The sequence below is a fragment of the Caballeronia sordidicola genome, assembly GCF_001544455.2.
Classification (GTDB): domain Bacteria; phylum Pseudomonadota; class Gammaproteobacteria; order Burkholderiales; family Burkholderiaceae; genus Caballeronia; species Caballeronia sordidicola.
The window spans coordinates 33,476-56,997 of record NZ_FCOC02000030.1; the positions used below are offsets into that span (position 1 = coordinate 33,476).

The following is a 23,522-nucleotide window of genomic DNA, read 5'->3' on the forward strand; positions in this document are numbered from 1 at the left end:
CCATGGCAGAAATCAGCCGCGCCGTGATGTTCGGCAAACTCGACACGCTCAGCTATCGCGCGATGGAAAGCGCCACGACGTTTTGTCGTCTGCGAGGCAACCCGTATGTGGAACTGGCGCACTGGATGCATCAACTGCTCGAGTTGCCCGACTCGGACCTGCACCGGATCATCAAGCATTTTGGTGTCGAGCCTTCCAGGCTCGCCCGCGATCTGACGGAGGCGTTGGATAGATTGCCGCGCGGGTCTACATCGATCACGGACATCTCTTCGCAACTCGAAGAAGCGGTTGAGCGCGGCTGGGTATACGGCTCGTTGTTGTTCGATGCATCGAAAGTCCGCAGCGCGCATTTGATCGTGGGTGCGTTGAAGACGCCGGGTTTGCGCAATGCGCTGCGTGGCATTTCCCGCGAGTTCGATCGCGTGAGGCTCGATGACCTCGTTGACGACTTCGAGACTCTGCTTGATGGATCGCCGGAGAGTGTGCAGGTTTCCAGCACGCCAGCAGCGGCAACTTCAGTGCTTTCAGGCAAGCAGGATGCATTGCAGCGCTTCACAGTCGACCTGACGGAACAGGCGCGTTCGGACAAGCTCGACGCAATCGTTGGACGTGACGAAGAGATTCGTCAGGTCATCGATATTCTCATGCGTCGCCGCCAGAACAATCCGCTCTTGACGGGCGAAGCGGGTGTGGGGAAGACGGCCGTGGTCGAAGGTCTCGCCCAGCGGATCGTCGCCGGTGACGTGCCGCCCATGCTGCGCGATGTCACGCTGCGCACGCTCGATGTCGCCTTGCTTCAGGCCGGCGCCGGCGTAAAGGGCGAGTTCGAAACGCGCTTGCGCCAGGTGCTGGAGGAAGTGCAATCGGCGGAGCGCCCGGTGATTCTTTTCATCGATGAAGCGCACACGCTCGTGGGCGCGGGCGGCGCGCCCGGAACCGGCGATGCCGCGAACCTGCTCAAGCCCGCGCTTGCACGCGGCACGGTGCGCACGATTGCGGCGACTACGTGGTCGGAGTATCGGCGGCACATTGAAAAAGATCCCGCGTTGACGCGACGCTTTCAGGTCGTGCAAGTGCGCGAGCCCGACGAAGCGCGCGCGATCACCATGATGCGCGGTATTGCTCACGCGCTCGAGCAGCATCACGGCGTGCAGATCCTCGATGAAGCCATTGAAGCGGCCGTGCGCTTGTCGCATCGGTACATTCCGGCGCGTCAGTTGCCCGACAAATCCGTGAGCTTGCTGGACACCGCATGCGCGCGCGTTGCGGTGAGCCAGCACGCTACGCCGCCCGCAGTGGAAGACGCGCAAAAGCGCATTGCTGCGTTGAGGACGGAACTCGACGTGATCGCGCGCGAAAGCCTGATCGGTATTAATACATCCGCGCGGCAAGAGGCGGCGTCAACGGCATTGGAAGAAGAGACGCAACGTTTAGCCACGCTCAACGCACGCTGGAAGACCGAGCGTGAACTCGTGAAGGATATCCTCGCGCGCCGTGCACAACTACGCAACGGCGCGCCGGGCGCGGACCTTGCCGCGCTCAGAACGCAACAGGCGTTGCTCGCGGACCATCAAGGCGATGCGCCGTTGATCCTGCCTGGCGTCGACCGCCAAGCGGTCGCGGCAGTGGTTCAGGATTGGACCGGCGTGCCTGTTCTCAAGATGGTGAAGAACGATATCGACAACGTGCTCCGGCTTGGCGAGCTTCTGGACAAACGCATCATCGGGCAGGGGCACGCGACCGAGATGATCGCGCGGCGTATTCGCACGTCGCGTGCGGGACTCGACAATCCGAACAAACCGGTCGGCGTGTTCATGCTCGCGGGAACCTCGGGCGTGGGCAAGACGGAGACGGCGCTGGCGCTCGCCGAACTGCTGTATGGCGGCGAGCAGAACCTGATCACCATCAACATGAGCGAATATCAGGAAGCGCATACGGTCTCGCTGCTGAAGGGCGCGCCTCCGGGTTACGTCGGCTTTGGAGAAGGCGGCGTGTTGACCGAAGCCGTGCGTCGCCGGCCGCATAGCGTCGTGCTGCTCGACGAAGTGGAGAAGGCGCATCCCGATGTGCACGAACTGTTCTTCCAGGTCTTCGACAAAGGCTGGATGGAAGATAGCGAAGGCCGCTCCATTGATTTCCGCAACACGCTGATCCTGCTGACCACGAATGCGGGAACCGAATGCATTGCACATCTGTGCCGCGATCCGCAACACATGCCGGAGATGGAAACCATTGAAGAGCAGTTGCATACGGAACTGCTGCATACGTTCCCGCCGGCCCTGCTTGGGCGCATGGTCACGATCCCCTATTACCCGTTGAGCGACACAATGCTGCGGGCCATCATCCGGCTGCAACTCGGGCGTGTTGCGGAGCGCGTCACCCGTACGCATCAGGTGCCGTTCACTTTTGACGAAGACGTGATCGGCCAGATCGCCGTGCGTTGCACGCGACTTGAAAGCGGCGGCCGGATGATCGACGCGATCCTCACGAACAGTCTCTTGCCGCGTATCAGCACGGAGTTTCTGTCGCGCGTGATCGACGGAAAGACGCTTGCACGCGTGCATGTCGGCGTTGAAGCGGAGGAGTTCACCTATGTCTTCGACTAATACTCGCCACGTTCGCATGGAATGCGCCGCGCTCGGCGACACGGCTGTGTTCATGCGCATGTCGACCATTGAAGCGCTTGGCCGCATGAGCGAATTCCAGCTCGCGTTCCTGAGCCCGCGAAACGACATCGATCCGGGCGATGTTCTCGGCCAGAACCTTTCCGTCACGCTCGACTACCCAGCGGGCGGCGAGCGTCAGTTCAACGGGATTGTCACCACGTTGCGGCTGATCGTGCCGGGAGACACCACGCATAACCGCATGGCGCGTTATGAAGCAGTCGTGCATCCGAGGGTGTGGTTGCTCACGCAATCGGCTCACCGGCGCTTCTTCTATCAGAAAACAGTGCCGCAGATCGTGACGTCCGTGTTCGAACCGTTCGATATCGATTTTCGCAACGCGTGTAGCGCGAGTTACCCGCCGCTCGAACATTGCGTCCAATATCGCGAGACCGATTTCGACTTCGTGAGCCGCCTGCTTGAGCGCGAGGGCATCCACTATTTCTTCGAATATGCGGGTGGCAAGCATACGCTCGTGCTTGCGGATTCGAACAGCGAACATCGGCCGATTCCGCACTACGAGACCATTCCGTATCAGGCATGGGATACGCCCGAGCAGGATGAGGAATGCGTGTACCGCTGGGTATCGGGCGCGACGTTGCAGACCGGCCGATACGAAGTCAACGAATACGACTTCGAGAAAGCGTCGGTGAGCAATAGTCACGGCCTGGTCTCTCGCGCGACACGCGCCGCACCCTTTGATCCGGCGCGCTATGTGATGCAGGAGCACTTGACGGGTCACGTCAAGGCCGCAGATGGCGACCGGCTCGCACGCGTGAATGTGGAGATCCATCAGACGCTCAATGATTCCATCGATGCACGCAGCACGTCGCGCGGACTCATTCCAGGCGGCCTGATCCGACTGCGCGATCATCCGGCGACCGCGCAGGACCGCCAGTATCTGGTGACAGAGACGCGTGCGGAGATTGTGTCGGATGCCTATGTATCGACGAGCGATGGCACATTGCCCATCTTCGATTGCAGCTTTACAGCCATTCGCGCCGACAACACTTTTCGCACCGCGCGGACTACGCCAGAACCCCGCGTGGCGGGTCCGCAAACAGCCGTGGTCGTGGGTCCCGATGGCGACGAAATCCTCACCGACCAATACGGCCGTGTGAAAGTCCAGTTCCACTGGGAGCAGCTTGCGCAGTCATCGGGTACGCAAAAACTCGACCGCTGCTGGGTGCGGGTGTCGCAAAGCTGGGCCAACAAGCGCTGGGGTTCCATGCAATTGCCGCGCATTGGGCAAGAGGTGCTGGTCGAGTTCATAGAAGGCGATCCGGACCGCCCGGTGATCACGGGCGCGGTCTACAACTCCACCAATATGCCGCCCTACGAACTGCCCGCGAACGCGGCAATCTCCACGCTGAAGAGCAACTCGACCAAAGGCGGCAGCGGCTACAACGAAGTCCGTCTCGATGACCGCAAGGGCGACGAACAACTGTTCTTTCACGCCGAGCGCGATCATGAGACCTGGGTCAAGCACGACGCGCTGATGAACGTGAAACACGACCGCCACCTGAGCGTGAGTGGCAGCGAGTACATCAAGACGAACGGCACGCGTAACGACACCGTGATGGGCAGCAGCAAGTCGAGCGTGCTCGGCGGCGTGACGGCCGCGACCATGACGGCGCACAACCAGTTCGTTGGCGAAGCGTATTCGCTCAACGCTGGCATGGCCGTGCAGATCAAGGCGGGCATGGCGGTGGAGATCGAGGCGAGCGCGACCATCGCGTTGCGTGCCGGAGCTTCGTACATTTTGATCGGTCCTGAAACCATCGAGATGTCGAGCTTCCCGATACCCATTGGCCCCGGCATTCCGCCCGTTCCTGTCAGCGTGCCCCCGCCGCCGCCGACCCCGCCGCGCGATGCCGATGACGGATCGCGCAAGGTCGCCAAATAAGGAGTCCGCATGTCATCGAATGATCCCAACGCAACGAAACTGAGAATGACCCTGAGCGGCGGCGAGACAACCGCAGCGCGTAACATCGAATTCGATACAGCCGGCGGCACGCTTGGCCGTGCGCCCGAGTGCACCGTCGTGCTGCACGACACGCAGCGCGCAATCTCGCGCGTGCAGGCGCGCATTGAATGGCGTGACGGCGCTTTCGTCCTGATCGATACAGGCAGCAATCCCACCTTGCTGAACGACCAGATCCTCGATGGGTCGCGTCAGGCGCAGCTTCACGAAGGCGATCGCTTGCGTATTGGTCCGTATTCGCTGGATGTATTCATCGAACAGGACCCGCAAGACCTGCAGGACCCGCAGAACCTGACCATGATGACGCGCCCGCAAGTGCCGGCAACGCCGGCGCCGATGCCGGAGAAACCAGATTGGGATGTGAAGCCCGTCGCGCCGCTGATTCCCGATGACTGGAACGCGCCGCATGAAGCATCGAAGGAAAGTCACGCCAATACACCGTTCACGCCCGATCCGCTCGCGTCCACACCGCTCTTGCGCGAGCCTGCGCGATTCGGTGTGGACGCGAACCAGGAACTGATCGACGCGCTGGGCGCGCCCGGCGGTGCACTTGGAATCGGTCCTGCGAAACGGCATGTTTCGCCCTTCGCGGTATCGGGATCGAGCAAGGGTTTCGAACATGTATCGCCGGAACGCGCCATGTCCGCCGTGCCAGCGTTGCTGCCAATAAACGAGCAACGCGCCGCAAGTATGGAGGGTGACGTGGACTCATTTATTCCGCCGATAGAACTGAAGGAAGGCTCGCCACCTGCGCTCCCAGAGACGGCGTTCGTCGTGCCCGAGCCAAAGGCCCAGCCCCAGCCTCGGCCGAAAGCGCAGCCACCGGAGGCCGCCACAGCGACACCACCGGCAAACGATGACACCACGTTCACAGCACTGCTCGATGGCCTCGGCATCCATGCCGGCACCGTCCGCCACATTCCCGCGCCCGAACTTGCGCGACTTGTCGGCGGCATGCTGCGCGTGGCGACGCAAGGAACGATGACCGCGCTGCGCTCACGTTCCATGGCCAAGCGCGAGACGCGCATAGCAATGACGCTGATCGAGGAGCGTGACAACAATCCGCTGAAGTTTTTCCCGGACGTCGACATGGCGCTCACGCAAATGCTCGGTGCTCGCGGCGCGGGTTATCTCGCACCCGAAGATGCGTTGCAAGAAGCCTTCCGCGATATCCAGGCACACGAACTCGCCGTTGTAGCGGGCATGCGTGCCGCGCTCGAACATGCAATGTCGCGTATTGATCCGGTGACCATCGACAGATCGCTCGAAGCCGCGAAAGGTCTCGACGCATTGCTCGGCAATCGTCGCGCGCGCCTCTGGCAGCGTTTCGTCGATACCTGGGAACACGTGGCGCGCGACGCCGGCGACGACTTCCAGCGCACTTTCGGCGAGCCTTTCAGCCGCGCATACCAGGCGCAGCTCGACGCGCTCACGCGTACAACTCCAAGCGAATAAACCATGTACTGGAATAGCAAGGTCATCTGGTCAGAAGGCATGTTCCTGCAGCCGCAGCATCTGCAGCAGCACGACCGCCACGTGCAGACACAACTCGAAGCCCGCGTTGAAAGCCTGCGTGCTTACGGCTGGGGTTTTACATCGGTGGAAATAGATGAAGCACTGCTGAAACTCGGCAAGCTCGCGCTGCGTTCGGCGGCAGGCGTGTTGCCCGACGGCACGCCGTTCAACCTGCCCGCCGACGACGATCTTCCCGAGCCGCTCGATATCCCCGAAGGCACGGCTAACCTGCTCGTCGTACTCGCGTTGCCGGTGCGCCGGCCGGGCGCAACCGAGTCGGGCGGCCCCGAACGCGCCGACAATCTCGCGCGCTATCGGACGGAAGAATTCGAGGTGCACGACAGCAACGATCCCGATGCCGTCAGCACGTTGCTGCAAGTGGGCAAGCTTCGTTTGAAGCTTGCGCTCGAACCGGACGTGGCGCACGCGCATGCTTATGTGGGCGTCGCGCGCGTGGTCGAGCGCCTGAGCGATTCGCGCGTGGTGCTGGACGAAGAATACTGCGCGCCGTGTCTGGACTTTCGTGTGGCGGGCAAGCTCGCGCGTTTTTCAACCGAACTCAACGGCTTGTTGCAGCAACGCGGCGAGGCGTTGGCGGGCCGCCTTTCGCAACCGGAAGCGGCGGGCATGGCGGAAATCTCCGACTTCCTGCTGCTGCAGATCGTCAACCGGGCGCAGCCGCTGGTCGCGCATCTTGGTTCGATGACCGGCCTGCATCCGGAAGCGCTGTTTCAGGCGACGCTGCAGCTAGCGGGCGAGCTTGCGACTTTCAGCCAGCGCGACCGGCGGCCGCCGGTTTTTCCGGTGTATCGGCATGACAGGTTGAAGGAGACGTTCATGCCCGTCATTGAAGCGTTGCGTCTTGCCTTGAGCCGCGTCGCCGATCCGGGCGTCGTGTCGATACCGCTCGAGGAACGCAAGTACGGCCTGCGGGTCGCGCTGGTCGCCGACCGCTCGCTGTTCGCGAACGCCACCTTCGTGCTCGCGGTGCGCGCCCAGGTTCCGACCGAAACGCTGCTGTCCGCGTTCGGCAGCCAGGTGAAGATCGGCGCGGTCGAAAAGATTCGCGATCTCGTCAACCTGCAGTTGCCGGGCATCGGCTTGCGCGCGTTGCCGGTCGCGCCGCGTCAACTTCCGTTCCATGCGGGGTTCACGTATTTCGAACTCGACGACAAGAACGAAGGCTGGCAAGCGCTCAATGCATCGGCCGGCATGGCGCTGCACGTCGCGGGCGAATTCCCGGGCCTCGCGATGGAATGCTGGGCCATCCGTCGATGAAACAAGGACACTGCAATGACTAACGACACGGACCCGACACTCGACGACTCGGGTTTCCTGGATGCGGCCCGCACGATCATGCTGCCCACGCCCGGCCTCAAGCGCGAGCGTGCGGCGGCTGCCAGGACCACGGCGAAGGCGCCCGCATTGGCGCCGCTCGACGCCACGCTCGCCGGCCGCAATCCGCTGCTGCGCGCCGCGAATCCGCTGCTCGAACTCGCCTTGCCATTGCGCCGCCTGACGAGCCATCCTGACCTCGAAGCACTGCGCACGCAATTGATCCAGATGGTGCGCACGTTCGAAGCCAACGGGCGCGCGTTCGGCGTGCCCGACGCGCAGCTTGGTCCGGCGCGCTATTGCCTGTGCACGTTTATCGATGAATCGATTGCAGCCACGCCATGGGGCGCGGGCGTATGGGGCCGCCGCAGTTTGCTCGTGACGTTCCATAACGAGGCATCGGGCGGCGAGCGCCTGTTCGTGATCCTGCAGCGCCTTGCACAGACACCCGCTATCGACGTCGATCTGCTCGAACTGATCTACGTGATGCTCGCGCTCGGCTTCGACGGACGCTACCGTTTGATGGAAGGCGGCAAGACTCAACTCGATGTCATACGCGAACGCCTCGAACAGATGATCCGCGCGCAGCGTGCACCGATCGAGCGCGCGTTGTCGCCGCATTGGCAGCCCGCGCCGCGCGAGCGCAAGCGCTTGCTGCAGTTCATGCCGCTATGGGTCGCGCTTGCGCTCGCCGCATTCGTGCTCGTCACGGCAAGCCTTGTATTGAGCTTTCGCATCAACGATTTTTCCGATCCGGTGTTCGCTTCCATGCGTTCGATACGCGTGGCGCCCGCGCCCGTGCTGGCGTCGAAGGTCGATGCCGCTCCCAAGCTTTCCGCCGCGCTTGCCGGATTCCTTGCGCCCGAGATTGCGCAAGGCCTGGTGAGCGTCGGCGATTCGGCGGACCGCACCACGGTCACGATTAACAACACGGCCACGGGCACGCAGTTGTTCGCATCGGGCAGCGCCGATCTCGATCCTCATTTCTCCCCGCTGATGCAACGCATTGGGGACGCATTGCAGGACAAGCCGGGCAACGTGATAGTGATCGGGCACACCGATAACCAGCGCATCATCTCGGCGCGGTTTCCATCTAACGTGGCGCTCTCTCAGGCTCGGGCCGACACGGTGCGCGCGATCCTCGCGGCGCGCATCAATTCGCCCGCGCGCCTGAGCGCCGAAGGACGGGGCGACACGGACCCGGTTGCATCGAACGATACCCCTGCGGGCCGCGCGAAAAATCGTCGCGTCGCCATTGTGATTCTTTCGCCAGGAGCCGCGTCATGAGATGGTTAAGCGGATTCAGAAAGCCGGCGGTCATGTCGTTTTTCGGCGTGATGGCGCTGGCGTTTATTGTGTGGTTCGAGGGGCCGTTGCTCGCGTTCAACGGCAGCGCGCCGCTTGGCAGCACAACAAGCCGATGGATCGTGATCGCGCTTCTCTTCGCATGCTGGGCAATTTATTTCGGCGCGCGTGCTTTGAAGGCGCGGCTCGCGAGTTCCAGTTTCGTGCGCAGTCTTATCGCGGATTCGGTGAACCCTGCGAATCGCGAACCGAGCGAGGCGCGCAAAGCAGCCGATGCCGATCTCGCGATCCTGCGCACGCGTTTTGAAGAAGCATTGAAGACGCTGCGCAGCACGGCAACAGGCAAGGACAACAAAGGCTGGCGCTCGTGGTTCAATGCGCGCCGCCAGACCATCTACGACCTGCCGTGGTACATGTTCGTCGGTGCGCCGGGCGCGGGCAAGACCACGGCGCTGGTTCATTCCGGCCTGCGCTTTCCGTTGGCAGACCGTCTGGGCGCGCAGGCGATTGGCGGTGTCGGCGGCACGCGTCATTGCGACTGGTGGTTCACCGACGACGCTGTTCTCCTCGACACAGCCGGCCGCTTCACCACGCAGGACAGCCACGCAGAAGCGGATCGCGGCGCGTGGCTTGGCTTCCTTGCGATGCTGCGCAAATACCGTCCGCGGCGGCCACTCAATGGCGTGATGGTGGTCGTATCGGCGGCGGACCTGTTGCAGCAGACCGACGCACAGCGCTCGGCCCACGCAGCGTCGGTTCGTGAACGCTTGAGCGAGCTTAACAAGCAGCTAGGCATGCGTTTTCCGGTGTACGTGGTGGTCACGAAGAGCGACATGCTCTCGGGCTTCTCCGAATTTTTCGATGACCTCGGCCGCGACGAACGCGAACAGGTCTGGGGCATGACGTTCCCGTATTCGGCGGAAGACGATACGGAACATGCGGCGCAACCATTGCAGCGTTTCCCCGATGAGTTCCGCCTGCTGCACGGCCAGCTTCAGGATCGGGTGTTGCAACGCATGCAGCAGGAAACCGATGTGCGCCGCCGTGCGCTGATCTATTCGTTCCCGCAGCAGTTCGCTGGAATCGAAGCATCGTTGCAGCGCTTTCTCGACGATGCCTTCGGCGAATCGCGCTTTGATCGCGCTGCATTGTTGCGCGGGGTGTACTTCACGAGCGGCACGCAAAGCGGCCGGCCGCTCGACCGCATGATGAGTTCCATGGCCGCCGCGCTCGGGCTGCAACGCGAGGTGTTGCTGGCGGATACATCGAGTGGCCGTGCCTATTTTGTAAAGCGCTTGCTGCGCGACGTGATCTTCGAAGAAGCGGGTCTGGCGGGCACTAACTTACGCGTTGAACGGCGGCGCGCGCGCTTCCAGCAGATTGCCATCGGCGTGGTTGGAGCGTTGTTGATCGCGGGCCTGGTGGGTCTGTTCGCAAGCGACCGGGCGAACCGGCGCTTCGTGGAAGAAAGCCGCCAACAGATCGCGGCCCTGCAGCAGCGCGTGCAACAGACCACGCTCGGCGACGATCCGCTCGCCGTACTTCCCGTACTCGATGCCGCCCGTGACTTGCCCGGCGGCGAGGCGGAACGCGAAAGCCGCGGAGATATCTGGTGGGCGAAATTCGGCCTGGACCAACGCGAGAAGCTTGGCGCGGAAGCGCAACGTGTCTATCAGCGGTTGTTGCGTCAGACGCTGTTGCCTATTGTCGTGCAGCGCATGGAGGAAGAGTTGCGGCGTGGAGATGCGAACAACGCCGCGCTTCAATACGAAGTGTTGCGCGCGTATCTGATGCTCGGCGACCCGACGCACTACGATCCCGACGCGCTGAGAAGCTGGGCCATGCGCGACTGGCAACGCGGTCCGCTCAGGACGGCAAGCGACGCGCAGCGGGCGAGCATCGACCAGCATCTTGAAGCGCTTTTCCGCCGTGGACAGTTCGACTCGAACCTGCCGCTCGATCAGAACCTGATTGCACAGGCGCGCGCAACGTTAAGCCGCGTGCCGCTTGCGCAGCGTCTGAACAGCCGTATCCAGCAGCAGCTTTCGCAACTGCATCTGGCTGATTTTTCGATCGCAAAGGCGGCAGGGCCGAGTGGTTTGCTTGTGTTCGTGCGCAAGAGCGGAACGCCGTTGACGCAGGGTATCGATGGCGCTTATACGCAAGCCGGATTCACCGCGTTCCTGCGTTTGCGTGAGATGACGCTTGCCAACATTGCGAAGGACGACTGGGTATTGGGACGCGCGGAAACGAAGCCGGATTCGGCGGGTATCGACGATCTTCGCACTGCGCTCACGCGTTTGTATTGCGAGGAAAGTATCCGGCAATGGGATGGCCTGCTTGGCGATGTCGGCGTCGTGCCGTTCTCCGCACCCGATCAGGGAGCGCGTGTGGCCAACCTGATGGGATCGCAGAATTCGCCGCTGCGCGCATTGATCGAGGCGGCGTCGGTCGAGACCACGTTCGTCGCGCCCAGCGCTGCGACTGACGCTGCCACGGGCAAGTTCGATGCCTTGCGCAAGAGCTTGGGCGGTGGACCAGCAGATGGACAAGCGCAGCCCGCCGCGACCGCCGACAGCGCCGCGCTCGTCAACACGCATTTCCAGGCGCTGCATGATCTGGCGGGCAAGCCCGGTGCGACGTCCGGGGCGCCCGTGGACGACTCCATCAATGCATTGAAGGAAGCCGCCGCAACGTTGCAAGCGGTCGATTCCGCGCGCAAGCAATCGCTGCCCTTGCCGCCGACAGGTTCGCTCGACCGCCTCAAACTGCTCGCGCAAGGTGCGCCCGCGCCGCTGGGTTCGGTGCTGCAGGGCGTCGCCGATAACGCCGACACGGTGCAGGTCCAAAGCCAGCGCGCGCAGCTTCGGGCGCTGTGGGCATCGGCTGTTGCACCTGCTTGCAGGCAGGCGCTCGACGGCCGCTATCCGCTCGTGCGTACCTCCACGCGTGACGCCGCGCCGGATGACTTCGGCCGCATTCTCGCGCCCGGTGGGTTGATTGACGACTTCTTCCAGAAGAACCTGCAGAACCGCGTGGATACGTCGGGAGCCGTGTGGCGCTGGCGTCCGGAAGCGCGTTCGCTCGGCATTCCTGATGATGTGCTCGCCCAGTTTCAGAACGCCGCGCAGATTCGCGATGCGCTCTTTCGCGACGGCGGCCATGATGTATCGGTGCGATTTTCGGCGAAGCTCGCGGCCATCGATCCATCGGTCAAACGCTTTGTACTCGATATAGACGGCGTGCAACTGGTTGCCACGGACAGCACGCCGGGCGCCACAGCAGCATTCCAGTGGCCGAGCGGTAAAGGCACGGGACAAGCGCACGTGGAACTTGAACCTGCGCAAACGAGCACGCCGCACGCGGACGGTCCGTGGGCGTTGTTCCATCTGCTCGATACAGCCCGCATTACGCCAGCGGGCCAACCCGATCATTTCAAGGCAGCGTTCGGCAGCGGCCTGGTCACGGTCGATCTCACCGCGAGCAGCGTGGTCAATCCGTTTCGCGCGGGCGTGCTCGACCGCTTTCGCTGCCCGGCGCAACTATGATGAAACGCGAAGAAGCCGCCACGGGTTTCTACGGAAAAGTGCGCACGCATGGCGATTTCGTCGGACGGGGTTTGTCGCGGGAATTTGTCGTGCAATGGGATGCGTGGCTGCAGCGCGGCTTGCTCAAGGCACGTGAACGGTTCGGCGAAGCATGGCTGCAGGACTTTCTTGGCATGCCGCTATGGTGCTTCGCCATGAAACCCGGCGTTATGGACGACGAAGCATATGCAGGCGTGATGATGCCGGGCATCGACGCGGTCGGGCGTTATTTTCCTTTGGTCGTGGCCCGTCCAATGGATCACACTGTTTTCCACGACTGGCTGCGCAGCAGTTCCGCGTGGTACGAACATGCTGCGGGACTGGCGCTATCGACGTTGAAGGCGAGCTTTTCGCTGAGCAAGTTCGAGGCCGAGTTGGCGCAACTCGACAGCGGTGCGGAGACGCTCGTCTGGCGCGACACGTTCAGGCGCTTTTTGAACGAGGACAATGCGGCGAGCGTGTGGTGGACAGCGGCGCAAGCGCTGCACACGCATGAGGGCGCGCTGGACGCGGCGTTGTTCCTGCGCTTGCTGGAAGGCTAATCGGGGACGATACCGAAATCCCGCGCCAACGCATCGCGGTCTTTCGGGTTCTGCACAGCTTCTATAAGACGCTCGTAGAATGCGTCGGTATCGGGCACGTTTGCAGCAGCGCGCGCCACTATGACCCGGGCTATGGGCCCGACATACGCGGCCAGTTTGAGCGTTGCGTCCTGCAGCAACGCGGGCTCGAGGTTCGCGCGGACCATCGACGTGTTCCCGGGCATTGAAGTCCGCTTCATGCTCGATGAAACCCGCGATCCGTCCCCCGGCATTTCCAGCCGCATCAAAAGCGAATTGAAATCGCGACGCGCGGCGTCTGTCGGAAAATGCGCGGCAAGCCGCTCGCGCAGCGCGTTGAAGTCCGACGACCTGGCCGTTGCACGACGCAGCAAGATCGTCGCGACGGGTCCTACGTGACTTGCCAGACGCTCCTCCAGTTGCGCAATCAGTTCGGGCGGCCATTCCATTGACGGCTCGCTGAGTTCAGGTGCTTCGAGTAATGCGACCGGCTTCGCAAACGCGATGACCGTCTGATCGCTATCGTCGGATTGCGCTGCACCGAGCGCGCCCATCAGCACGTCGCGCCATTCGCGCGCGGAAGAAAATCGATCGTCGGGGCGCTTGGAAAGCGCCTTCATCAAAATGGCGTCGATATAACCCGGCAGATCCGGCGCGATTTCCGATGGTAGCCTCGGCGTGTCGCTCAACACTTGCCGCATGACCACGGTCGGTGTGCCCGCGAACGGACACACGCCGGTCAGCATTTCGTACAGCACCACGGCGGCGGAAAACAGATCGGCGCGTGCGTCAATGGTTTCGCCGGTGAACTGTTCCGGCGACATATAACTAGGGGTACCAATCACCGTACCCAGTTGCGTGAGATGCGACGCTTCTATTCGCGCAATGCCGAAGTCCGTGATCTTGCACTCGCCGCGCTGCGTGATCAGCAAATTGGCAGGCTTGATATCACGATGAATCACGCCTTCCTGATGCGCGTAATCGAGTGCGTCGAGCAACTGTACGAAGCAGCCCAACGCACGCGCCGGTTCAATGCGCGTTTGGGTCCGGGCATGTTGCACGAGCCGCGCCGCAAGGCTCTCGCCGCGCACATACTCCATCGTGATGTACGCGGTGTCCGCCGCTTCGCCATAGTCGTACACCGAAACAATGTTCGGATGCGCGAGCCGCCCCGCCGCACGCGCTTCGTTCAGGAAACGCGCCGTCAGGTCATGCAGCGAGCCGCCTTCGGAACCGCTCGGCAACAACTCGTGGCGGATGGTCTTGAGCGCGACATGGCGCTCGATCTGCGGATCGAACGCCAGATACACCACGCCCATCGCTCCGCGTCCAAGCACACGCTCGATGCGGTATCGGCCGAGTTCGGAAGGGGTATCGGCTGCGGCGGTCATGATTCGTGCGGCTCTTCGTCGAGTATCTTGAACGCTTCAACCAGACTCGTGCGCATGCGTCCAAACGATACCGCCAGCGACGCAATCTCATCCGATCCTCCGGTCGGCAGCGGTGTTTCGGCGAGCTTGCCTAGGCTCATTTCGTCGGCGGCGCGCGAGAGCGCTTGAATTGGCCGCGTGATCAGCATGTTCACCATTACGTTCATCACGATCAGCACGACCGCGAACACTGCCGTCAGCGACAGCATGAAGGTGCGCCAGACAGCGCGGCCGCGTTCTATGGGCTGTGTCATTGGCACCGAGACGAACTCCGCGCCGATCACGTCATTCATGGTCCAGCCGAAACCGTTCGCCGAGCCGTATTTGTCGATCATGGTGGCGGGCGCCGCGCTCGGCGTGCTGTGGCATTGCATGCACGCCACGTCCGTGATGCGGCTTGGCCGCGCGAGGAACAACGTGGGATTGCCGGACGAGATGCGCTGGCCGCTCATCTGTTTCAGGTCGGGATGGTCGTGCAGATGCGTGATTACATCGGTTTCCCAGTCCGTCGGGCGGTCGCGCGGATTGGTCGGGTTGAGCATGGTCGACTTGTAGGAAAAGTTCGGGAAATCCTTCTGCAGCAGGTTCAGCATTTCGATGGCCGAGAACGCAGGAATGGATTCCGGCACGAACTGATATTTGATCTGTGTGGCGAGCAGCGGCGTGACGTGGGTCGCGGTGTAGCTTTGCATCGATGCAGCCGCGCTGATCAGCACGTTGGCGTCGTGCACGGTTTCATCGAGCGCCTGCTTTTGCAGCAGGCGGTCCGCGACCACGCCCGCCGCGCTCAATGCGATTGCGAAGATGAACAGAAACACGAGGTTGAACTTGACGCTAAGGGAGAATTTGCGTTTCATGGGTGCAGATAGAGGGAGTTCGCGGGCCACGCGGACGAGTCGACGCGAAGCGCATGCAGCGCGCGCTGGCGCGCATCGGGCCGCGGTGCGGGCGGATAAAGCAGCACGCGCCACTCGGGCAGCGCCTTGAGGTTCTGATCGACCGCGCGACGAAACGCGGGGTCGGCCAAGCGCGGACGGAAGCGCGCGGGAAAACGCTTGCGCGCGGGCAAGTCGCTTGCGAGCCACGCGGACACGTCGTCATAGGTCGCGGCTCGCAGCGGTTTTAATCCGCTGTCATGTGCGGATGGCGTGACTGGAAGACGCTGCAGGGCATCGCGGAAGGCGACCGGCATGTCGGTGAGAAATGCGCTCGATGGACGCTGCGCGATTTGCGGCGGCGCGCTCGCGGTCACATAAGCAAAGCTGCCCGGCGTGATCGTGCTTCGGCGTGCGGAGACGGCTAACGTTTGCGTGCCGCTCTCGCTGAATACGGCGATTGTCGACTTGCTGCCATTGGTGCCGGGAAGGGCCGCGACGACTGCCGCAGCGTTCGCTCCAGGTTCAACGGAACCCCGTTCAGTATCGATGGCAGGCGTCGTGCACGGCTCGGTTGCGCATGTATGCGCGACCTTCAGCCAGCCGTCGAGCAGCGACACGCGCGATCCAGCCTGGAGCAGCATGCGTGTCTGCGCGCCCAGCGCCAGCAGATTGCCTGCGTCGTCCTGCAACTGGACCATGCTGTGCGGCGCGGACTCAATCAGGTCATCGTCACGCAGCGCCTGTCCCGCGTTCAACTGATAGACATTCGTCGTGCGAACGATCGTGACCGGCGCGTCGGCGCTCGCAATAATCCAGCCGGCTTGCGCGTGCGGCGCCGCGAATAAAACGCCGAGCGCGAACAAGCCGCGCAGGCAGCGTTTGAAGGGCGGGTGCGAGCGCGAAGGAAACAGGAAGTAATGAAGGCGATGTCTCATGCGTTTCGCTGTGCGTTAATGCGCCGCGAGCCAGGAAATGGCCGGCGCATTAAACACAACAGCGAAGCGAGGAAATTATTCCGCGCCTAGAAAACCGGGCGCGCAGTGAAGGCGTTTTTCGCCGATGCCAACAGCGCTGCGCCTGCCGCACGCGATTCGTCACGGCTGAAGAGCGGTGCAACCTGGCTGCTGGAAATCTGCTTGCCAAGCGCGGTCAGGTCGACGCCCTGAGGCTGCCCGATCAGCGCATAGCCGAGTTCGGCCTGACGCCAGGTGACGACGGTCATCGACGCCACTTTCTGATCGGCCACCGCCGCATCCGGCTTGACCTCTTTCATCACGCACAGTGCAATGGGTGCGCCTTCCTTGGGCAGATACACAATCTGCACGAGCGGCTTGTTGTTGAAGCGCAACCGCTGCACGCGCTTGAACGTCAGTCCCGCCGCGCTCAAGTCCGGAATGCGCAGCGCGAGGCCGTCGTCCTGGCGGATTTCGTTGACGGTCTTGATGGACAGATCCGTGTCGCTGGTGACGTTCGCGACCGTCTCGCGCGAATAGAGTTGCTGGTAGCTGGCCGCAGCCGTAATCCACGGCGACACACCCGTTCCCACCGATGCAATCGATGCACCCACGGTCGAAGCCGGTCCCGCACCGGGTCCGAGCCGCAGCACGAGTCCGCACGCGAACGCGCCGCCGAGGAACGCGACGGCGAGCCACGCCGGGGCCACGCGCAGCCGCGAGCGGATAGTGGACGAAGCAGGGCTTCCGGGCGCGCGTTCGGCCACTGGATCATTGACACTGACATCGGCTCCGGCAATCGCGGCCTGCGTTTGCGTGGCCGCCTTGATCTTTGCCGCGCGCGCCATCTCTTCTATCTTCGCCGTCAGGCTGGCCGGTACGGGCGGCAACTTCTGCCCGGCGAACGCTTCGCGGTAAGGCAGCCGCGAAGCCTGCAAAAGCGCGACGCGCTCAGCCACGTCGGGAGAAGTGCGCAGTTCGCGCTCGACTTCCTCGCGTTCGTGCGGCGGCAGTTCGCCGTCCACGTAGGCCATCAGCAGGGTATCGTCCGATTTCATAAGACTTAAGCAGTTCGCTTTCGCTGATGATTTATGTTTTTGTTTCTCTCGTGCCCTTTATTGCTTCCGGCGACGAGCAACTGCTCGTTGCGCGATTGCAATCGACCTTCGAGGACCTACTGCTTCATCACAGTTTCTAATGGCGGATATATAACCAAATCCGCGTGTCCGGAACAGCCAGCATAACTACCCGTTGCGCTGCCGGCAACGCCGGACTGTCAGGAATAGGCCGCTTGAGACCGCCCCAACCGCGCGACGACGCCTCAAGTGGAACCGGCGCTATATGAAGAACACTTCAGGTTTCGCCAAAATTCCATATGTGCCAATTTAAAATAGTCGGCCATACAAAACATGCGATTCCGGCAGAGCCGAACCTGTAACAAGTGTAACTGCGTTTTTGTGCGGACGCTTAAACCGTGTTTCGTGCAAACCACATGTTTTGAATGTTGCTAGGAGAAAACGCCGCGGGCAAGAACGCGCCACGGCGTACACGCTGCGAAAAATCAGCTGACCGATGCAATCGACGGGAACACAGAGTCCGCGTCGCCAAACAGTTGCTCCACTTCGCGATTAGAGATCCGCTTGCCAAGCGCATTGAGGTCCACGCCATCCGGCTTGCCAATCAGCGCGTAGCTCAGCTCGGCCTGACGCCAGGTGACCACGCGCATGGCGTCGACGTCCTGGCCCGAAACCGCCTGATCGGGTTTCACGTCCTTCATCACGCATAGCGCGACCGGTTCGCCCTTTTCGGGCTGGTACACGATCTGCACGAGCGGCTTGTTGTTGAAACGCAGCCGCTGCACCGTCTTGAACGTCAGGCCGGCGCTGCGCAAGTCCGGAATGCGCAGCGCAAGACCGTCGTCGCGACGGATGTCATCGACAGTTTTCGACGACGTTTCCGCAGTCTCGTTGACGTAAGCCAGCGTGTTGCGGGTGTAAAGCTTCTGGTAGCCCGTGGCGGCCTGCACCCACGGCGAGAGATTGCTTGCAACGGTCGATCCCGGTGCGCCGTGCTCCAGCAGAGGGCCGAGCCGCAGGAACAAGCCGCCGCAGAACGCGCCCGCCACGCACGCCGCGGCAAGCCACGCCGGCACGGTTCGCAAGCGCGAACGAACGGGCGCAGCGGGAGCTTTTGCAGACGCTGGCATGGCGCTGTCATTGACGGCGGACGCGACTGTCGGCGCGGCGGTCTTGCCCGCATGCGCGCGGGACATCGCTGCGATCTTTTGCGTGAGCGAATCCGGAACGGGCGGCAAATTCTGCGTGGCGAACGCGCCCTGATAATCCACGCGCGACGCCTTCAGCAGCGCAACCAGCTCCGCGGCTTCGGACGAGGCGCGTATGTGTTCCTCGACTTCATGGCGCTTGGCCGGCGGCAGTTCGCCGTCGACATAGGCCATTAATGTCACTTCCGTGACTTCTTCGGTTTTCATGCGATTGAATCCTTTCGCGTCGCCGATGCTTTTGGCTTCGGTTCCTGCGCGCCGAATTGCGCGCCGACGGCTTGCCGGGCGCGCGACAAACGGCTCATGACGGTTCCGATAGGAACCTCGAGCACATCCGCGGCTTCCTGATAGCTCAAGCCTTCGACCGCGACCAGCAGCATGACCACGCGCTGCGCTTCGGGCAGGCGTTCCACGGCGCTGATGATCTGGCTGTGCATGAGTTGCGTTTCCGGACCCTTGTCGACCGGGTCGGCAACGTTTTCCAGGAAGTCGTCATCCCATTCCATGCTTGAACGTTTGCGCACGCTTCGCGCCCGCAACTCGTTGATCCAGGTGGAATGGACAATTGAGAACATCCAGCTTAACGGGGCCGTATCGGGCTGCAACTGATGCGCCCGTTCGAGGCCGCGCAGGCACGCCCGCTGGACAAGATCCTCGGCGTCGTGCCGGTCGCCCGATATGCGCAACGCGAAGGCCCACAAGCGCGGCAGCATCTCGGGGAGCATGCTTGGTAAGTCTGCACCGTTCATCGAACGAATATCTCCTGGTACCAGTGTCTTGTCCGAATGCTGCTGGCAGCATGCACGCGAGCGCTGCGTGAAACGAACCGTGAATTTTAACTTGAGATCGGACATCTCGCCGCGTAGCCGTGCGGCGAACCGCGAGGCCTAGCGCCGGTTACTTGCCGCCTGTGCTGCTAGTGCTTCTTCCCGTGTCCGGCGATTGAAGGAAACCGCATAAGCCGACGAGCGCGCAGCCAGCAACGGGTCGTCCGACGGCTCCATTCCAACCGGCAAAACAAGCGGATCGAAGTTGATATCGCGACAAGGTCCATCAATTTGCGATTCCGCCCGGCCGATCACCAGCACGCCCGCATCCACGCGATGCAATTCCCGCTCTTCTGGCCAGACGCGCGTGGCGTCGTTCGTCGGGTCCCCCGGACCGGCCGGCGTGATCATCAGATGCCAGCGCACCGGGCCGCGTTCGAGCCGCTTGCTCAGGTCGTGCGCGAGAAAATCAGGGTCCCGCGCGGCGCTCGCGGCGACGGGCCGGTACGTCGCATCCGGCACTACGCTCCAGCGCACGAAGCGCGTGTTGCCGGCCGCGTTGGTAAATTTGAACGCATTGATGCTGAAATAACTGGCGTCATAAAAAGTCGATGAAGCCGGGTGACTCGACAGCCATTCATGAAAAGCCCTTGTTTCAGGATGCTTTTCAAGGAACATCTCCATCTTCGCCGGATCCACGCGACCGCTCGCGGCGTCCGGCCGTGAAGCGGCCAGCTGCTCCAGCAGCGCTTGTGGCGTGCTGACGGCGAAGATGGGCACGGAGTTCATCGCGGTGCGCCATTGCTCGCCATGGCTCAACGTGAAGCTGAGTGCCAGGCTGCGCACCATGGCGGTGTCGTCTTCCTGCGTCGGATCGAAACCCGGCGCCGAGAGACGGCCGACCACCGGCACCACGCCCGGCCTGAATACACTTGCACGCGAAAGCTGCGTGCCGTTGCCGTTGCTTTCGAACCGGCCGCTCACGCATACGCCCTTGGCATGATTGCGCCGAAAGCCGGGATGCGGACCCGTATTGGCTTCGAACGCATCGATCAGGCGGCCCGAGGTAAGCGGTTGCTGACCAATCGGCCCATGCACCCATCCGCCGGCCCATGCAAACAATCCCGCCGTGGCGCCAATGGTTACGGCAATCAGCGCATAGCGGGATATCAGGCTGGAACGACGGCGCTTTTCAGTCATGGCGATGCGTTGGCTTCATTGCTGCCATGGGGAATCGGCCCTTGAACGGCGACGCCGGCAAGCCAGGAAGTCAGAAGGCCGTAAGTATAGTTGGACAAAAAGGTTGTCTGTTGACCTTATGACACAAATATTTTTGATGGTGCCGGCCGCGAAGCCGGAAAATCGGTCGCGATCAGCCGAAATGGAGCGCCGCGCCTGAGCGCGCCACGCGCGCGGGAACCCGGTTTGTGAAAACGTTATCTGACAAGTCGCGCCGGGCTTACCAGCCGTAGAACCGCTCCCACACCTCAATCCGGCCTTCGCCCGAGCGCGCGTGATACACGGGGTATTGTGCGCCGGTCGCGCAGGCGTGGTTCGGCAGGATCAGGAGCCGCGTGCCCACGGGCAGGCGCGCGGCGATATCCGTGTCCGGCTGACCCGTACTCGCGAGAATGCCATGTTCCTGGTTCGCGCCAGCAAGCGCGTAGCCTTCGAGCGGCGCGCCATCCAGCGTGCATGGTTGCCCGTAACCATAGTCGTGCGTTTGCTTCGCCGTGCCACGATCGCGGCTCATCGCCATCCAGCCGGCATCGAGAATGGCCCACCCTTTGTCGGCTTGATGCCCGATGACCGTGGTCAGCACGCTCAGCGCCAGATCGGCGGTATCGCACACGCCAACGTTGCGCATCACGAGATCGAAGAACACATAGACGCCTGCCCGCACCTCCGTCACGCCCTCCAGATGCCGCGCGGCGAGGGCCGTTGGCGTGGAGCCGACACTGACGACATCGCACGGCAGGCCCGCGTGGCGCAACCGCTCGGCCGCGTGCACGCAACCGGCGCGCTCCTGTTCGGCGAGCGCGGCGAGCGCATCCGGCGTGTTCAGTTCGTAGCTCGAACCTGCGTGCGTGAGTACGCCGCCAAGACGCGCGCCGCCCTGGTTCAGCGCGCGGCCGATGTCTATCAAACGCGCTTCGCCGGGCTTCACGCCTGAGCGGTGACCGTCGGTATCGATCTCGATCCATACCTCGAAAGTCTCGCCATGCAAGCGGCCAAACTCCGCGATGGCGTTCGCCGATTCGAGGTTATCGGCGATGAGTTTCAGATCGCAGCCGGCTCGCTTCAACGCCAGCGCGCGCGGTAATTTCGATGCAACCATGCCCACTGCATACAGGATGTCGCTGAAGCCGGCCGTAAAGAACTGCTCGGCTTCCTTCAGCGTGGATACCGTGATGCCGCGCGCGCCCGCATCGCGTTGCGCACGCGCCACCTGTACGCACTTCGACGTCTTCACATGCGGTCTGAACGCCACGCCGAGCCCGTCCATATGCGTCTGCATGCGCTCGATATTGCGCATCATGCGCGGCCGGTCGATCAACGCGGCGGGTGTTTCGATCTGGTCGAGCGTCATTGTGCGGAGTCTTCCTTCGATAAACCGAAATCGCGCAGCCAGGGCAGCAACGCGTCGAACGTCGGCGCTTCGACTTCGGGCGCCTGCGCTCCCTCCACGAGCGGGAGATGCACGCGGTTGTGCCAGTAAGTCCGCAAGCCAAGCCTGGCGGTGCCGAACATGTCATAGCTCGAACCGGCGACGAACGCAGCGTCGTGAGCGCTCACTTCAAGGCGATCCAGCGCCCGCTGGTAAGGCCGCGGATCGGGTTTATAGAAGCCCGCGCTTTCCGCTGTCACGATCACATCCCAATCGATATCGAACAGTTCCGCAGCCTGCTTGCCGAGCCGCTCAGAACAGTTCGTGACGATCGCGAGCTTGCAGTGCGGCACGAGTCTGCGCAGCGTATCGCGGGCGCCGCTCCATGGCGCAAGTTGCAGCCATTGGGCGTCGAGCGTGCGCGCGGCCGACTCATTCAGGCCGACCTGCAACGCGGCCTGACGCACGAGTTCTTCGTAAGGCACATACGCGCCGGAGTGATAGGTCAGCCGCAGATATTCCGCGCGCCACGCGCGGCCAGCGGCTTCGCTGCCGGCCACGCGGTTCCACAAGGTCCATGAATCCAGCAGGGCGGTCAGCAGGTCGAACAGCACCGCTTTAGGATAGGTCGAGGCAGATTGATTTGGCATGATGGGCACAACTTTATCGATAAAACATTAAGGTATGGTTAAATCGGATCACATCTATCCTTAAACTGAATTGAACGATGGAACTCGCCGATCTAAGGCTCGTCACCACGCTTGCGCACTCGGAATCGCTTAGCGCGGCGGCGCGTGTGCTCAACGTGACCACATCGGCGCTTTCAATGCGGCTCAAGAAGCTGGAGGAAACGCTGGGCGTAACGCTCGCCACGCGCGATGCCCGGAACATGTCGCTGACTGCCGACGGCGCGAGGCTCGCACGCGAAGCCCAGGGCTTGCTCGCGGCAATCGAAGCGCTTCCCGATACCTTCCGCGACCAGACCGCGCGCCTCGCGGGTCACATCCGCATTGCGGCGCCGTTCGGCTTCGGCCGTGTGCACGTTGCACCCTTGCTCGCGCGTTTTGCGCGCGAGAACCCGGAGATTCGGCTGCAACTCGATCTGCTCGAAACACCCTGGCCGCATAGCCACGATGCCGACGTCGTCATCCAGATCGGCACGGTGCGCGACACGTCGTGGACCGCGCGGACATTGCTTGCGAACGAGCGATGGTTATGCGCAAGCCCGGCTTATGTCGCGGCGCGCGGATATCCACGCGAACCGCGCGCGATCCTCGATCACCATTGCATCTGCATTCGCGAGAACGATGAAGACGTGACGCTCTGGCGCATACGCCGAAGGCGCTCGCGAGCCGGCGCGCGGAATTCGACGCCGCTTGCGCTGCGTGTCAGCGCGGCGTTCAGCACCAACGACGGTAGCGTTGCGCGCCGTTGGGCCGAAGATGGCCTGGGCCTCGTGCTGCGTTCGCAATGGGACGTGGCGGATGCGGTTGCATCGGGCAAGCTCGTCCGGCTGCTTGGCGAATGGGACTTTGGTAGCGCGCCAGTCATCGCGCTGATGCCAACGCGCCGGGGCAGGCCTCAGCGCGTGCAGGCGTTGCTGGACTATCTTGCGGCGAACCTCGGCGTCAGCCACTGACAAGACCGCCGCTA

17 protein-coding genes are annotated in these 23,522 nt (G+C 62.6%); 8 read left to right on the top strand and 9 right to left on the bottom strand.

Annotated elements, in window-relative coordinates; genetic code table 11:
- The first annotated feature begins 2 nt into the window (after positions 1-2).
- From tssH to tagF, 7 genes are read left to right on the top strand one after another with little or no spacing between them, the layout of a single operon-like run.
- A complete protein-coding gene (tssH, locus tag AWB64_RS28495) occupies positions 3-2,606 on the top strand; it encodes a type VI secretion system ATPase TssH (protein WP_060858759.1) in 2,604 nt (867 codons plus the stop codon).
- The gene (locus AWB64_RS28500; RefSeq protein ID WP_060858760.1) at positions 2,593-4,569 is read left to right on the top strand and encodes a type VI secretion system Vgr family protein; all 1,977 of its coding nucleotides are present in this window, start codon (positions 2,593-2,595) and stop codon (positions 4,567-4,569) included. The genes tssH and AWB64_RS28500 overlap by 14 nt, the downstream gene beginning before the upstream one ends.
- A 9-nt stretch (positions 4,570-4,578) precedes the next feature.
- Positions 4,579-6,102, top strand: a complete 1,524-nt coding sequence (gene tagH, locus AWB64_RS28505; RefSeq protein WP_060858761.1) for a type VI secretion system-associated FHA domain protein TagH — start codon at positions 4,579-4,581, stop codon at positions 6,100-6,102.
- 3 nt (positions 6,103-6,105) lie between these two features.
- Positions 6,106-7,440: a type VI secretion system baseplate subunit TssK gene (gene tssK, locus AWB64_RS28510; protein WP_060858762.1), complete on the top strand. Its 1,335-nt coding sequence runs from the start codon at positions 6,106-6,108 to the stop codon at positions 7,438-7,440.
- Between the two features lie 15 nt (positions 7,441-7,455).
- A complete protein-coding gene (gene tssL, locus AWB64_RS28515) occupies positions 7,456-8,784 on the top strand; it encodes a type VI secretion system protein TssL, long form (RefSeq protein ID WP_060858763.1) in 1,329 nt (442 codons plus the stop codon).
- The gene (tssM, locus tag AWB64_RS28520; RefSeq protein ID WP_060858764.1) at positions 8,781-12,350 is read left to right on the top strand and encodes a type VI secretion system membrane subunit TssM; all 3,570 of its coding nucleotides are present in this window, start codon (positions 8,781-8,783) and stop codon (positions 12,348-12,350) included. Before tssL ends, tssM begins: the two co-directional genes overlap by 4 nt.
- Positions 12,347-12,931 (top strand): type VI secretion system-associated protein TagF, encoded by a 585-nt coding sequence (tagF, locus tag AWB64_RS28525; RefSeq protein ID WP_060858765.1) that lies wholly within the window; start codon positions 12,347-12,349, stop codon positions 12,929-12,931. Before tssM ends, tagF begins: the two co-directional genes overlap by 4 nt.
- Here tagF and AWB64_RS28530 read toward each other — a convergent pair.
- From AWB64_RS28530 to AWB64_RS28570, 9 genes are all read right to left on the bottom strand, one after another.
- Entirely contained in the window at positions 12,928-14,340 is a 1,413-nt protein-coding gene (locus AWB64_RS28530) for a serine/threonine-protein kinase (protein ID WP_060858766.1), read from the bottom strand. The genes tagF and AWB64_RS28530 overlap by 4 nt on opposite strands.
- Positions 14,337-15,236 carry a Tll0287-like and HAMP domain-containing protein gene (locus tag AWB64_RS28535; RefSeq protein ID WP_060858767.1) on the bottom strand — a complete coding sequence of 300 codons (900 nt, stop codon included), beginning with the start codon at positions 15,234-15,236 and terminating at the stop codon, positions 14,337-14,339. The genes AWB64_RS28530 and AWB64_RS28535 overlap by 4 nt, the downstream gene beginning before the upstream one ends.
- Positions 15,233-16,192 carry a hypothetical protein gene (locus tag AWB64_RS28540; protein ID WP_060858768.1) on the bottom strand — a complete coding sequence of 320 codons (960 nt, stop codon included), beginning with the start codon at positions 16,190-16,192 and terminating at the stop codon, positions 15,233-15,235. Before AWB64_RS28540 ends, AWB64_RS28535 begins: the two co-directional genes overlap by 4 nt.
- 86 nt (positions 16,193-16,278) lie before the next feature.
- Positions 16,279-17,268 (bottom strand): anti-sigma factor family protein, encoded by a 990-nt coding sequence (locus AWB64_RS28545; RefSeq protein ID WP_060858769.1) that lies wholly within the window; start codon positions 17,266-17,268, stop codon positions 16,279-16,281.
- Positions 17,269-17,771: 503 nt separating this feature from the next.
- The gene (locus tag AWB64_RS28550; protein ID WP_060858770.1) at positions 17,772-18,701 is read right to left on the bottom strand and encodes an anti-sigma factor family protein; all 930 of its coding nucleotides are present in this window, start codon (positions 18,699-18,701) and stop codon (positions 17,772-17,774) included.
- A complete protein-coding gene (locus AWB64_RS28555) occupies positions 18,698-19,243 on the bottom strand; it encodes an RNA polymerase sigma factor (RefSeq protein WP_060858784.1) in 546 nt (181 codons plus the stop codon). Before AWB64_RS28555 ends, AWB64_RS28550 begins: the two co-directional genes overlap by 4 nt.
- A 138-nt stretch (positions 19,244-19,381) precedes the next feature.
- Positions 19,382-20,461 (bottom strand): catalase family peroxidase, encoded by a 1,080-nt coding sequence (locus AWB64_RS28560; protein WP_060858771.1) that lies wholly within the window; start codon positions 20,459-20,461, stop codon positions 19,382-19,384.
- Positions 20,462-20,720: 259 nt separating this feature from the next.
- A complete protein-coding gene (locus tag AWB64_RS28565; protein WP_060858772.1) occupies positions 20,721-21,851 on the bottom strand; it encodes a DSD1 family PLP-dependent enzyme in 1,131 nt (376 codons plus the stop codon).
- Positions 21,848-22,519: an HAD-IA family hydrolase gene (locus tag AWB64_RS28570; RefSeq protein ID WP_060858785.1), complete on the bottom strand. Its 672-nt coding sequence runs from the start codon at positions 22,517-22,519 to the stop codon at positions 21,848-21,850. The genes AWB64_RS28565 and AWB64_RS28570 overlap by 4 nt, the downstream gene beginning before the upstream one ends.
- 77 nt (positions 22,520-22,596) lie before the next feature.
- Here AWB64_RS28570 and AWB64_RS28575 point away from each other — a divergent pair, with 77 nt between their 5' ends.
- A complete protein-coding gene (locus AWB64_RS28575) occupies positions 22,597-23,508 on the top strand; it encodes a LysR family transcriptional regulator (RefSeq protein WP_060858773.1) in 912 nt (303 codons plus the stop codon).
- Positions 23,509-23,522: the final 14 nt, after the last annotated feature.